This window comes from Pseudomonas sp. SWRI68, assembly GCF_014269165.1.
In the GTDB taxonomy this organism is placed as follows: Bacteria; Pseudomonadota; Gammaproteobacteria; order Pseudomonadales; family Pseudomonadaceae; genus Aquipseudomonas; species Aquipseudomonas capeferrum.
Genome location: NZ_JABWRU010000002.1, coordinates 260,924 through 274,741 on the forward strand (window position 1 = coordinate 260,924; position 13,818 = coordinate 274,741).

Consider the following 13,818-nt stretch of genomic DNA (forward strand, 5'->3'; position numbering starts at 1 on the left):
GGCCGCGTGGGTGTGTCGGGGATGTATCGCCGATATCCGAATTTTGTACAGAAATGGGTCTGCAGCCGTGCAGGATACAGTGCGATACAAAGCGCCCGCCCCTGCGGCCAGGGAGCGGGCGAAGGCGATCAGTCCTCCAGCGGTTTGGGCGGTGCAGCTGGCTTGACCGGTTTGGCCGGTTTGCTGTCCTTGCCCTTGGCTTCAGGCGCTGCCGCGACAGGCTCCGGCGCCGTCACGGCCTTCTCGCTCGCCGGCAGTTCATCGACCGCCTTGAGGATGGCCTGCGGGTCGATCGGCTCGCCGGTCGCGTCATCCTTGAGCATGTGCCGTTCACCGTCCTTGCCCACCAGGATCACCTTGGTACCCGCGCTCGCGCCGAGCTTGAGCTCGCGGATCAGGGCCATGGTGGTCTGCTGCTCGAGGTTCTTGTCCTCGCGCTTGCCCACCATTTTGGCCACGCTGTACAGCACCAGGCTGCGCTCCTTGAAGGCCGCCTGAATGGCAGGGTCTTCCAGTGCTTTATTCAACCCGCGCAGTGTCGGGTCGGCTGTACTGGGGGCGATGATCACCAAAGGCCGTGCCTTGCCCAACTCCTTGGCCAAAGGCGCGTCGCTGTCTGCGGCGAACAGTGGGCTGGTGACGGCGAGCAAGGTGGCGAGGGTCAGTGACCGAACGAGCATACACATCTCCTTAATATCTCGATAAACCAATGACTGCAGATCACGGAGAAAAATCCGACCTGGAGCCTAAACCACTTCAAACACTCGGTGTGTCAGGGAAAAGTAACGGGCAATTTCCAGCCATGCGTCAGAACAGGATGACGGCCTTTACCGAACACGCCGCCCTGTCACTGAGCATAGTCCAAAGCCGCTGCAGAGACGGCTGTGCCCTGCCAGTCGGGGCCATTACACATCGATACCCGCATCCGTGGGCCCGGCTTCGAGTGCCGCCAGCGTCATGTCGAGCATCAGCCCCCGCCGTGCTGCGCGCTGTTCGCCAAGAATGGCATCGGACTGTGCCTGTCTGGTCTCGTCGGTCAGCGCCTCATCATCGAGTACGCTGTCGAGCCGGCGCCGGAACGGCCTGTCGACTTGCGCGAAACGTTCCGGGTGAGTGCGTTCCAGGTGCGCCTGCCAGAAGGTCCGGTCCACCAGCGAACGGGCGACCTGCTCTTGCGTCTCGGCCTCAAGCACTTGCGCTTCGACCCGTGCAAGGTGCGCTTCAGTCACCCCTGCCAGTGGCCGAAAACTCATGTCTCCCACTTGAATGGGCAAGCCCAGACGATCACGCAATCCAAGGCGATAGGCGAGCCCCACCTCGCTTTCATCCGGGTTGCCACCGCGATCAAGAATGTCGCGCACGGCAAGGCGGTCGACTTCATCCAGACGCCACAAACGCCGCCCCAACGCCAGCAAGGCATGCTCCGTATTACCTTGCGCATCCGCACGGGCTTGCCACACCAGCACATTCAACTCAAGGTTGCTGAGGCACCAGGTAGCGCCATCCTGACAACCCCACTCGTCGTTGGCGATGTCCAACAATGCCTGACGCAGAGCGGGTTCCTTGGACATCGCCTGCAGCACAGCCAGTACCCGCTGCGAGAGTGCCTGGGGATTGATGTGAAAATCCGCAGACTGCAGCAACTGCTGCAGCACGCGAAAGAAACGCTCTGCAGGCTCGCCTACATCTACCGCCTCCCATGCAGCGATCAGCAGGCCACGGTGCTGCGGACCGATAGCATCCCCCCAAACCTCCCGGCTACGGACAAACTGTTCTCGCAGCAAGGCCTCGTCCAGCGGCACGAGAGGTGCCATGGACGAAGCCTGCAGACGCACCAGCTCGTCGCCTTCCAGCGGATTGCCGGCCAACCTGGTGCGCCGCCGAACCCCGGGCGGCAGTTGATAGAACCAGTGGGGGATCTGGGTAATGCGGTTTTCACGCATATCCATGAGAACCAGGTTTGAACGGCTGGCCATACCATGGGGAAAATGCGTCAGGCCAGTGTTGCGCAAGTTCAACCAGCGCAGCGTAGTCAACCCACTCAGGGTAAAGGTGCGCCCCAATGGGTTGTGGGACAGGTCGATGTACTCCAAGTTTGTGGCGCTTGCCAAGGTAGCCGCCTGGCTGGTGCTCAACACGATTCGGTTATTGGTCAGGGTAAGCTGACGCAAGTACGGTAGCTGCAACAAGGGCTGCGGCAATTGAGTCAGGAGGTTCCCGCCCAGGTCCAGCATGCTCAGGCGCGAGAAGGCGAGCAGGAAACTCGCAGGAACGTCTCGAAGTTCCAAGCGCAGCAGGGACAGATCGGAAACATGAGCGAAGCTGACCTGGGCCGGTATTTCCGGCAGCCCTTCAGGGTTCATGTTGTACAAGACCATGCGATAGTTGTGGTCGGTGTTGAGGTGGGTTTGCCCGGCGTCGGTGGTGCGCTGCCAACAATCGATCAGCGTGTCGCGCAAGCAGGCCCGGTCCTCCCTGGTTTCACCTACGGCCTCCCCAACCCATGCGTCCAGGCTGTTGCGCAGCGCCCTGTACTCTGTGCGCAGCGCGGCCAGTACCGCATCCAGCTGCCGACCCGAGCGCCGCACATTGTCGGCCCATACCGCCACCTGCTCATCACTGAACGACGGAAACAGGTCACGCACCATCGCCCCCAGCGCCCGCTCGGGCCGTCCAGGGCCACCCGAGTTGCTGCCGCCCAAGGGGTAGCCCAAACGGCCATCAGCCAAACGCTGCGGTAGCCGGAAAAAGCCCAGGCGCTGTACACCCAGCAGGCCTTCGACTTCAGCGTGCCGTCGCATGGCCTCACGCGCCAGCGTGACCCTCAGGTTATGGGCGAAAGGCTCGTTCACCTGCATGGCCGCGCGCTGATGCGGTGCATAGGCAGCAGTCATCACCTCGAACAACTCGCCGGTCTGACCTTGCGGTACGCCTTGCGAATCGAGCAATTGGAAGGCGCCATGCTGGTGCAAGAGATCGAAACCGTGAGTGCCCTCCTCAACCGATGACAGCAGTGGCCCACCGCGCTGGCCTTCGAAAAGACGCCAGCGTACACCTTGGTCAGCGCCAGGCAGGTACTTGAGCAACCCCAGTACCACTCGTGCCAGGTCGGCGTTCTGTGGGGTATCCAGGGTCAACGCTTCAAGCACTCGAACCCTGCGGATGTCCGAGACACTGCGCCTGGCCGCTTCGGCCAGGTTCAATGGCACGCGACCGCTTTGCATCAACCGCCGCCGATCATCCCCGTTGGCCGCCGCCAGCAGCGCTCGTGCGGCACGCGAATGCAGCCCCGGAAACACCTTGCGCAGCAAGGCGGAACCGGGCGTGTCGCTGGGCTGCACGGCCTCATACAACTGCCCCAGCAAGTGCCTGCGCTGGGCCCATGCCAGTTCGGCCAACGCCTGGTCTGACGCACCGGAGGCACCTTGCAGGCGCCGGGCATGCTGGAGCACGGTGAAATCCTCAACCTGCTCACCCGCGCGCAGATGGCTGACCACCTGGCGGATCCGCCAGTCAAGCCTGGAGCGCTCGGCGCTGTCGAGCATCCCCGGCTCCGGCGCACGCCCGTAAATATGCAGCGCCCGCAGGTGATCGGCGTTGAGCTCATGAAAGCCCAGCACCTGGTCGATCTGCTCGTCACTCATGCTGTCCAGCGGTGCGCCAAGACGGCGGAACATGCGGTAGGTGTCGTCCCATTGCGCGGGCTGCTCGGTCCATACCCGCCAGGCGCCAGCGCCGTTGTGGCGTAGCGCAGGCCCGTTGCCACCGCGTGGGCGAAGTTGCCATTGGCCATCGCCAGCCGGCTCGACCACAGGGTAGTGATGCCCGTCCATTTCGACCCAGGCCTGGCCACCGTAGCGCCGAATACCCAAGGCATCCTGGGCCGCCGCACTGCTCGGCGCGATGCTGCGATACGCTGCCAGGTCCTGCTGCCAGAGCTTGGTGCTACCGTCTTCAAGCCGCGCAGGCACCATCGCATCGACCACCGCCGAACGTGCCCACAGCCGCTTGGTCAGCGAGACGCCCGCCGCCGTGGCCGCGACAATTGCAAGGTCGGTGGCGACGTTGGTCAGGTGATCAAGTGCCTGTTGGGTGTCACCGTCATGCAGGGCCTCGATAGCGTGGTAGACCTCGCCCAGCAACTCCCATACGGTCACCGCGAGCACGACCAGCCCCAAGCCCGGTGCAAAGAACGATGCCAGGTTGAGCAGCGCCCACCCTTCTGCGGCCAGCCGTTCGTCATGGGCACGCTGAAGCTCGCGATCAAGCCGAGCCACCGGCACCGCGATCATCGCTGCGTCCTCCTTGATCTGGCGGATGCGCGCCTGCGCCAGGCTGTTGAACAGCGGTGACGGATACGCCTGCAAATACGGTTTCAGGTCAAAACTGGCCCAGTCTGGAAGGTCGTCAAAAGCCGGCACTACCCTGGCGAAAAATGCCTGGCTGTCGCGCCTGAGCACGAAACGGCTGAAGAACCGTTGATACGTCTTGAGGCGCAGGCGATGGCCCAGCGCGCGGTTAAGGTCATCGAGGCTGTCGAATGCACTCCAGGCCGCCACCGGGTCACCCGGCACATGCATCAACAACCGCCGAGTAGTGTTGAACAGGGGCCCTTGATCGATCACTTCGAGCACCACGACCTGCTCAATGGCGCACCCGAGCAGCCTCAGTTGCCTGGCCACCACCAGGTCACCTGCCAGGCGCAACAGCTTGCCCTCAAGGCACATGCTCACCAACAGTTTCAGGTCGCTGGCATCGAGCACCTCTTCTTGCCTGGCCTTGTACCCGTCCACCAACATGGCATAGCGGATTGCATCGACCAGCAGCGACTCGATGCGTTTTGGGTTATCGTCGGGCTTGAGGATGGCATCCAGATGACGCTGATAGCCCTCGCCCAGGTCCAGCTCGCGGCACAATGCGGCAAAGGCGATGGCGGTGGGGAGGTTGTGGGTGCCTGCACGCGGTACCAGCAGCCGGTTGCCGACAGGCTGGCCGCCTGCGCTGGCCTGTTCGGCAGTGAAGTTACGCAGTACCACCTCGAGCAATGGTTTTTCTTCGTACACCACCTCGGTGAGGTGGGCCCCAACGGGTTGAGCGTTGATTACCGGCTCACGGCGCCCTTCGAGAAACGTCAGCCGGCGTGGATTGCCCGTGACGCCATAGCGCTCGGTGAGCGCATTCTGCAGCGCTGATACAACGAAATGATCGATCCCGTCGATGCGCGCCAGCAGCGCGCCCAGTTGCTGACGGCACTCAAGGCTCTTGGCCAGTGCGCGACTGATCTCCGGCAGCTGCTCAACCGGCGCCTGGCGCAGCCAGCGGGGCAAGCGCTGGCCGATGATGTCATCCTGAAACGCCTCGCTGTCGCGCTGCAGCGTGTCCAGATGCGGCAAGCCTGACTCAACATCATTGCCCACGGTAGTGCCCATGCTCAAAGCCTCCTGTTCAGTGAAGAGGCCAGCCTAGGCAGAAGAGGTTGGTCGAGGCGTTAGATAGCTAATGCCCGCACTTAGAACAACGCTAACTGGCTGCCCGTCAACGCCGCGAAATCATCACCGACAAAGGGCAGGATGGCATCGGCCACCGGCTGCAGTTGGCGGCTCAGGTAGTGCTCGTAGTCGATGGGCGCCTGCAGGTTCTCCAAGGGTTCAGGGCCGGCAGTGGTGATCAGGTAGCTGATCCAGCCACCGTTCTGGTACTGCCGTGGACGGCCGAGGCGGCTGTTGTACGCGTCGGCCAGGCGCGCCGCACGCACGTGCGGCGGTACGTTTCGCTGGTAGTCGGCCAGCGGGCGGCGCAAGCGCTTGCGGTAGACCATCAGCTCATCCAGTTCACCGGCCAGGGTCTGTTGCACGTACTGGCGCACGTAGTCGCGGTACGGTTGGCCGCGGAAGATACGCCCGTACAGCGCCTGCTGGAACTCCCGCGCCAGCGGCGACCAGTCGGTGCGCACCGACTCCAGGCCCTTGTACACCATCTGTTCACTGCCGTCGGCACGCTGTACCAGGCCGGCGTAACGCTTTTTGCTGCCCTCTTCGGTGCCGCGAATGGTGGGCATCAGGAAGCGTCGGTAATGGGTTTCGAACTGCAACTCCAGGGCGCTGTCCAGCCCCATCGAATCGTGCAGGTGCTGGCGCCACCACAGGTTCACTTCTGCCACCAACTCACGGCCGATGCGCGCGGCGGCATCTTCGTCATGGGCGCCCTTGAGCCAGACGAAGGTGGAGTCGGTATCGCCGTAGATCACATCAAAACCACGCGCTTCGATCAATTCACGGGTCTGGCGCATGATCTGGTGGCCGCGCAGGGTGATCGACGACGCCAGGCGCGGGTCAAAGAAGCGGCAGCCGCTGGAACCCAGTACACCGTAGAAGGCATTCATGATGATTTTCAGTGCCTGCGACAGCGGCGCGTTACCCGCGCGCTTGGCCGCCTCCCTGCCCTGCCACACACGCTCGACGATGGCTGGCAGGCAGTGCCGGCTACGGGAGAAGCGAGCGCCGCGAAAGCCAGCCACCGAGTGCTGGTCATCGGGCTGGCGCAGGCCTTCGGCCAGGCCGACCGGGTCGATCAGAAAGGTGCGGATGATCGAGGGGTACAGGCTTTTGTAGTCCAGCACCAGCACCGAATCGTAGAGACCAGGGCGTGAGTCCATCACGAAGCCACCGGGGCTGGCCTCGTCGGGGCGGCTGCCGAGGTTAGGCGCGACAAAGCCCAGGCGGTGCATCTGAGGCATGTACAAATGGCAGAACGCCGCCACCGAGCCACCGCTTCGGTCCACGGCCAACCCCGTGACGCTGGCACGCTCAAGCAGGAATTCGAGTAGGCGGGTATGGGCGAAGATGCGCGTGACCAGTTCGCAGTCCTTGAGGTTGTAGCGTGCCAGCGACGGTTTGTCCTCGGCGAACATGCGGTTGATTTCGTCCATGCGCTGATAAGGTGTGCTGATGGCCTTGCCCTCGCCCAGCAGCGTTTGTGCCACGTTTTCCAGGCTGAACGAAGGGAAGCTCCAGGTGGCCGAACGCAAGGCTTCGATACCGTCGATCAGCAGCCGCCCGGGGGCATCGGCGAATACGTGACCGCCGCTGGCGTGAGCGCGCAGGGTCATGGGCGCGCCGTTGCGCCCCAGGGCCAAAGGCACCTGCAATTGCTTGGCGTGTTCGTGCAACAGGCGCAGGTCGAACTGCACCAGGTTCCAGCCGATGATCGCATCCGGATCGTGCCGGGCCATCCATTGGTTGAGGCACGCGAGCAGCGCGGCAGGGTCGTCGCAGTAATGCAGGTCGAAGTCCACGGCGCTGCTGTCGCCGTTTGCCGGGCCAAGCATGTACACCTGGCGCTGGCCGCAGCCTTCGAGGGCAATACTGTAGAGCTCACCGCGCTGGCTGGTTTCGATATCCAGCGACACCAGGCGCAGTGGCGGGCGATAGTCCGGCAGGGGCTTGAGCTGGGCATCGCAGAGCACGCCGTGGCCGTCGGGTTGGCCGGTGAACTGCACGGGGGCGGTAATGAAGCGCTCCATGAGATAGCGCTCGGGTGGGCGGATGTCCGCCTCGTACACCTCAACGCCGGCGTTGCGCAGGCGTTGCTCCACCTGCATCAACTGGCGATGCTGGCGGCAGTACAGGCCCAGCACCGGGCGCTGATCGAAGTCACGCAGTTGCAAGGGTTTGAGCTCGACGCCCGGCTCGTTGGCCAACAGCACGCGAGCATGCTCGGCTTGCGCCTGGGGGAGGAACGCCACCGACACCTGCGGCGCCAGGCGCAATTGCCGCGGCCCCTGGTCGGTAGCCAGCCAGAACTCCACGCACGTGCCTTCGGGTGTGTCATGCCAATGCCGGGTCAGGACAAAGCCCTGCTGCAAATCCACCGCGTCGACCTCTGGTTGTCTGTTGTGCCTGAAGTGACGATTCTACCCTTTGCAGGGCAGCCTGTGGCTTTGCATGTCTTGCCGGGGCAACTCAGCGCTGTTTTCAGCGGGAACCGGCGACGAACCCGCTACGCCGCCCTGCCCACGCCAGCAGCCACGCCAAGCCGATCAACAGCAACGCCACTGGCGCAAACCACGCGACACCGGCCCCGGTCAGCAGCAAACCGCCAATAATCCCCCCCAACGCAATCGCACTGTTCCACACCGTCACCAGCATCGATTGCGCCACATCACCGCCCTCGCCCGCCGCATCCGCACAGGCCGTCTGCAACAGCGTTGGCGCGCCGCCGTACGTCACGCCCCACAGCGCAATGCTCAGGTACATCGCCCACGAAGACGCCTGCCCCAGCACCAGCGTGGCCACGGCAAACCCGGCGAGGCTCAGCAGCACCAGCTTGCGCAGATGCCGATCGACCAACAACCCGACCAGCCCGATGCCCGCCAGCGCCGATAGGCCGAACACCATCAACACCTGGCCAATCTCGGCGGCCATCCCCGCCGCCGCCAACAGCGGCACGATGTAGGTATAGAGGATGTTGTGGCCCAGGACCCAGGCCAGGATCACCAGCAGCACCCGCGCCACGCCCGGTGTGCGCAACACCTGCAACGCCGCAGGGCGCTTGCCGGCTACCTGCCCCGGGTAATCCGGAACCGCGCGCAATACCCAGACCACCAGCAACAGCGCCACCAGGGTGACCACGACGAAGGTGGCACGCCACCCCAGCATTGCCCCAAGCCAGGTACCAATAGGCAACCCGAGGGACAACGCTATCGGCTGCCCAAGCATGGCCACGGCCATCGCCCGCCCCTGCAAGGCCACCGGGACCATGCGCCGGGCATGGCCGGCGATCAGCCCCCAGGCCAGGCCGGCAGCGGCACCGGTGAAAAAGCGCAGCACCAGGGTAAGAGCGTTGGACGACGACAACACCGTCAAGCCGTTGAACAGCACAAAGCCGCCGATCGCCAGCAGCAAAGCGCGACGGCGATACCAGCCCTGGGTCAGGGTCACCAAGGGAATGGCAGTCAACAACGAACCGAGTGCATAGGCCGTAACCCATTGCCCGGCCATGGCCTGGCTGATGTGCATGCCACCGGCGATCTGGTCCAGCAAACCGGCAGGCAGGGTTTCGCTGAGGATGGCGATAAAGCCGGTCATGGCCAGCGCCAGCAGGCCACTCAGGGGCAGGCGCTCGGCGCGCTCAACCAATGGCGGTGCGCAAGATATCTGGGACATTGCAGGGTGCCTTGAAGTGGAAATCGAGGGCGACAGTGTGCACGGCGGCGGCATTACGGAAAAAGACGGTTACAATGCCGCTCACCCCGGACATCAATGTCCGCAATCAGGAACATGTCATGGACAGCCTCAGCGGCTTCGTGGTCTTCAACCGGGTTGCCGAAACCCGCAGCTTCGTCGCTGCCGGTCAGTCACTGGGCATCACTGCCTCGGCCGTGGGCAAGCGCGTGGCACGGCTGGAAAGTCGCCTGGGTGTGCGCCTGTTCCATCGCAGCACGCGCAGCATCACCCTGACCGCCGAAGGCACGCTGTTTCTAGAGCGCAGCCGGCGCATCCTGGCGGAAATCGAAGCGACCGAGCAGGCGCTGTCCCAGGCCAGCGAAACCCCGCGCGGCCGCCTGCGCGTGAGCCTGCCCCAGGTCACCGGGCTGGTGATGCCGGCGTTGGCCGAGTTCATGGCGCTGTACCCCCAGGTTGAGCTGGACCTGGAGTTCACCGACCGCATGGTGGATATCGTCGGAGAGGGTTTCGATGTGGTCATGCGGGGTGGCCAGCCGCTGGACTCACGCCTCAATGCCAAATTCCTCGGCCACTTCCAGCACCGCCTGGTGGCATCACCCGAATACTTGCGCGAGCGCGGCACGCCCAGCCACCCGCATGACTTGAGCACACACGCCTGCCTACACTACCGCTTCCCCAGCAACGGCAAGCTGGAGGTCTGGCCGCTGCGCCAGGAGCACCCCGACCAAGGCTATGACATCCCCATTTCGATGGTGTGCAACCACGTCGAGACGCGCATCTGCTTTGCCCTAAACCACCGCGGCATCACCTGCCTGCCAGACTTCAGCGTGCGCCGCGAATTGGCCGCAGGCACACTGGTGAGCGTGCTCGAGAGTTTCATGGAACGGCGTGGCAGCTTCTACCTGCTGTGGCCGTCGGGGCGCCACGTGCCGCCCAAGCTGCGAGTGTTCATCGACTTCATGCTCGAACGGGTATTGCCTGGCGGCCCTCAGCCATACAAGTAGTTGATGTCCTTGTAGGCCAGCGGCGGTACCTGGCCGAACAGAAAATCTCGCAGCTTGTGCATCTGCCGGGCCTTGGGGCTGGATTTGAGCCAGGTCATGTAATAGCCGTCGCCCGTGGCTACCGCGTACTTGAACGGTGTGACCAGGCGCCCTGCCGAAAGATCGGTGGTGGCCAGCACCAGGTCCACCACCGAGATGCCCAACCCTTGCTGAGCCGCCGAGATGCCCTGGTCGAGGGTGTCGAACACCTGCCCTTGGTCGATGCTGATGTCCAGCGCATCCATGCGCGCCAGCCAACGCCGCCAATCGCGTCGGTCCGGGGACGGGTGAAGGAACTCGCATTGGCGCAGGTCGCCCAGGTCGGGCTGCGGTTGTGCCATGTAGTCGGGGTGGCAGACCGGGATCAGCCATTCATCGAACAGTTTGAAGCTCTCGACGTCGGCGGGGAAACGCCCGTTGGCCAGCAGGATGGCGCAGTCGTAGGGTTCGGAATAGAAATCCACGCTGTCGATGTCCATCCACACGCTCGACAGTTGCACGCTGCAGCTGTCGTCGTTCTTCTTGAACCCGTCCAGTGCCCTGAGCAGCCAGCGCATGGTAAGCGTGGACGGGGCCTTGAGGCGCAGGCCGTAGCGGTCCTGACGCAGCAACGCGCAGGCATTCTCGATGATCTTGAAGCCGACCTTGAGCTCCTGGGACAACAGGCGACCGTGCTCGGTCAGGCTCAGTTTCGGGCCACGGCGCTCGAACAGGTCGCAGCCGAACATGGCCTCAAGGGTCTTGATGTGGTGGCTGACTGCCCCTTGGGTCAGTGCCAGCTCCTCCGCCGCACGGGTAAAGGAGCCATAACGAGAGGCCACCTCGAAAGCACGCAAGGCGTGCAGAGCCTGAATCCGTTCCGACATGGCGACGTCCGAAGCATGAGTAAGACTAATAGTAGGTCATAGTTCCACGCGTTTTACAACGTTAAGTCCGTCTCAGAAAATGCATGTAAATAATAAAGATAACCAAGATTCTGCCTGCATATGCCTGGAACGTTACTTAATTGGAAACCTGGGGAAATCATGTTTACGGGTTATGGAAACTGCTATCGCCTGGATGCGCTAGAGCTGGCCACTGAACATGTCCGGAACACGCAGCATTGGACGTACAAAACCATACAGCATTTTCGCGGCATTCTCGCCAGCCCCGACTTTCCGTGCCTGTTCGGGCGCAAGGCGGTCGCCAGCGAGACCTGCCACATCCTCTTCGCCCGCGCCGAGCAGCTGGCCGATGACATCGCTCAGGGCCTGGCCGACTATGTGCGCACCATCGCACCGATTCCGCTCAAGCAGCGCATCGGCAGCCCACTGGTGGTGTTTCTCGAAACCCCTGGCGACTACACCCTCGCCGAGCAACAGGCCTTGGCCTGGAAGGTGCTGCGTGGGGTCCATGCCCGCGACCCACATCCATGGCCGCAGGCCATACCCTCCGACCCGGACGATAACGGCTGGTCGTTCTGCTACGCCGGCATGCCGCTGTTCATCAACATGAACTTCCCGGGCCACCGGCAAATGAAAAGCCGCAACCTGGGCCCGCACATCACCTTCGTCATCAACCCCCGGGAGAACTTCGACGAAGTGGCCAACGCCAGCACTGAAAGTGGCAAGCGTATTCGTGCCCGCATCCGCGAGCGCGTGGCCCACTATAACGACGGCGTCATGCCCGACACCCTTGGCGCTTTCGGCGATGCCGACAACTACGAGTGGAAGCAGTACCAACTGCAGGAGGCAGGTTCGCTCAACCCGTCACGCTGCCCGTTCCACGCCCATGTACCCGCCGACACACTGATCGAGAATTGACCGTGAATACCGCACTGACCGCCACCTATGCACTGACCGTGCTGCTGCTGATCGCCACCCCTGGCCCGGTGGTAGCACTGATCGTCAACACCGCTGCCGCCTCCGGCTCGCGCAAGGCCATGTTCACCGCCGTGGGTACCAACTGGGCGTCCCTGGTACTGATAGGCGCGGCAGCCTGGATCATCCTGACCAGCGCGGCCATCGACAAGGCCTGGCTCAGCGGCATGAGCCTGATGGGCTGCCTGTTCATCGGCTACATCGCCGTGTGCACCCTCAAGGAAGCCCTGCAGGCGCCGGCGTCGGACGCGGCGAACGAGACACAGGGGCCTGGGCGCGGCGGCCTGCTGCAAGGCTTCATGGTGGGCATCTCCAACCCCAAGGACATCATCTTCTTCATCGCCTTTTTCCCCCAGTTCATCCAGATCACCGAGTCGTTCGGCAAGAGCATGGTGGTGCTGTCGCTGCTGTGGGTGGCCATCGATTTCGCCGTGCTCAGCCTGTACATCTTCGCTATCGGCAAGATCGCCTCGCAACGCAGCAACCGCCTGATCAGCCTGGCTTCGGGCGTCGCCCTGTTGCTGATCGCAGCGGGCGGCCTGCTTTACAACCTCAAGGAACTGGCGGCCTGAGCCAGCAACAACGCGAAGGAGTGCCCATGAGATCGACCGACACCAGCACGCCTGTCCCGGGCCCTCCTTCGCCGCTGCAACAGGACTACCAGCGCTTTCTGTTACTAGGCAACCACCGTGCGCCACACACCCTGCAGGTGCACGAGCGCGGTTATCGCTCCGGCACTATCAACACCGATGCCCTTGGCCTGCGCTACAGCCATTGTGCGGGCAAGCGTTTCTCGGCGGCCGAGCGCGGCGCGGCGCCGCGCATCAACTTGCTGGTGGGGGGCTCTACCGCCTTGGGTATCGGCGCCAGCTGCGACGAACATACGGTGGCTTCACATTTGTCGATGCTGACCGGTGAAGTCTGGCTGAACCTGGCCGGCTGCGGGCTCAATGCCGGCCAGGAGCTGCTGATGTTCCTCACCCACCAGCATCGGCTCGGCCAATTGGGGCATGTGGTGGTGCTCAGCGGCCTCAATACACTGGCCCATGAAGCCCTTGGCGAAGTCCTCGCCAGCCCCCACGACCCGCTTCACGCCACGGCCCTGCGCGACACGCTGAACAGCTACAGCGACGGCATGCCGCCTGCTGTGGCCCCGCGCCCGCAATCGCTCTGGCGACGGCTTGGCCAAGCCTTGACCACGCGCCCGCCCGTAGCGCCTGTCGCCAGGCCATTATCGCCCCCTGAAAAGCGACTGGCCCGCGCGGCCGACACCATCGGCCGCACCTTGCGCCAATGGGAGCGTCTGCTGGCAGACAGCCATGCCACCCTCACCTTCATACTCCAGCCACTGCTGCCCTGGTGCCGCGAAACCCTGCCTGAGGGTGAGCAGGCCATGCTGACGGCGCTGGAGCAACAGCCGGCCAACTTCGACCGCCTGCTCGACGGGGTCTTTGACAGCCAGTTGCACATGGCCTTCTTTCGCCGCATCAAAAGCCAGGCCGACCCGGTACCCTGTTACGACATGAACAGCATGCTCAGCAGCTCGCCGGTATTCGGCGCCGACCTGTTCGTCGACCGCCTGCACCTCAACGACCTGGGCAACAATGCCCTGGCCAAGGTCATTACCGCCAAGCTGGGCCTGGCCCAGGAAAAACACGCTCAGCGCAAGGTCACACCCATCAAGCTCGTCTGACAGTTGCCTGCTGGTCTTTCGGCGAGGGCCCTTGGGTG

Annotated in this window: 9 protein-coding genes; 4 read left to right on the top strand and 5 right to left on the bottom strand. The window is 63.5% G+C overall.

Translation table 11 applies throughout. The features are described from left to right. Positions 1-128: 128 nt before the first annotated feature. The 4 genes from HU770_RS04810 to HU770_RS04825 all read right to left on the bottom strand — a co-directional run bounded on the left by HU770_RS04810 (position 129) and on the right by HU770_RS04825 (position 9,164). Entirely contained in the window at positions 129-680 is a 552-nt protein-coding gene (locus HU770_RS04810; RefSeq protein WP_186663171.1) for a DUF4174 domain-containing protein, read from the bottom strand. Positions 681-905: 225 nt separating this feature from the next. Next, the gene (locus HU770_RS04815; RefSeq protein WP_186663172.1) at positions 906-5,429 is read right to left on the bottom strand and encodes an NEL-type E3 ubiquitin ligase domain-containing protein; all 4,524 of its coding nucleotides are present in this window, start codon (positions 5,427-5,429) and stop codon (positions 906-908) included. An 80-nt stretch (positions 5,430-5,509) separates the two neighbouring features. Beyond that, positions 5,510-7,870: a DNA polymerase II gene (locus HU770_RS04820; RefSeq protein WP_033698989.1), complete on the bottom strand. Its 2,361-nt coding sequence runs from the start codon at positions 7,868-7,870 to the stop codon at positions 5,510-5,512. 103 nt (positions 7,871-7,973) lie between these two features. Further along, entirely contained in the window at positions 7,974-9,164 is a 1,191-nt protein-coding gene (locus HU770_RS04825) for an MFS transporter (RefSeq protein WP_186654964.1), read from the bottom strand. Between the two features lie 119 nt (positions 9,165-9,283). Here HU770_RS04825 and HU770_RS04830 point away from each other — a divergent pair, with 119 nt between their 5' ends. Beyond that, on the top strand, positions 9,284-10,189 hold the full coding sequence (locus HU770_RS04830) for a LysR family transcriptional regulator (protein WP_186663173.1): 906 nt from the start codon (positions 9,284-9,286) through the stop codon (positions 10,187-10,189). Here the strand turns inward: HU770_RS04830 and HU770_RS04835 are convergent. Beyond that, positions 10,174-11,094: a LysR substrate-binding domain-containing protein gene (locus HU770_RS04835; RefSeq protein ID WP_033698993.1), complete on the bottom strand. Its 921-nt coding sequence runs from the start codon at positions 11,092-11,094 to the stop codon at positions 10,174-10,176. The two genes, HU770_RS04830 and HU770_RS04835, sit on opposite strands and share 16 nt — an antisense overlap. A gap of 159 nt (positions 11,095-11,253) precedes the next feature. On the opposite strand from HU770_RS04835, the gene HU770_RS04840 reads away from it, so the two are divergent. Genes HU770_RS04840 through HU770_RS04850 form a run of 3 tightly spaced genes read left to right on the top strand, consistent with a single transcriptional unit; the run spans position 11,254 to position 13,780 of the window. After that, the gene (locus tag HU770_RS04840) at positions 11,254-12,030 is read left to right on the top strand and encodes a YqcI/YcgG family protein (protein WP_033698995.1); all 777 of its coding nucleotides are present in this window, start codon (positions 11,254-11,256) and stop codon (positions 12,028-12,030) included. Positions 12,031-12,032: 2 nt separating this feature from the next. Next, a complete protein-coding gene (locus HU770_RS04845) occupies positions 12,033-12,659 on the top strand; it encodes a LysE family translocator (RefSeq protein ID WP_033698997.1) in 627 nt (208 codons plus the stop codon). 26 nt (positions 12,660-12,685) lie between these two features. Beyond that, positions 12,686-13,780: a hypothetical protein gene (locus HU770_RS04850; RefSeq protein WP_033698999.1), complete on the top strand. Its 1,095-nt coding sequence runs from the start codon at positions 12,686-12,688 to the stop codon at positions 13,778-13,780. Positions 13,781-13,818: the final 38 nt, after the last annotated feature.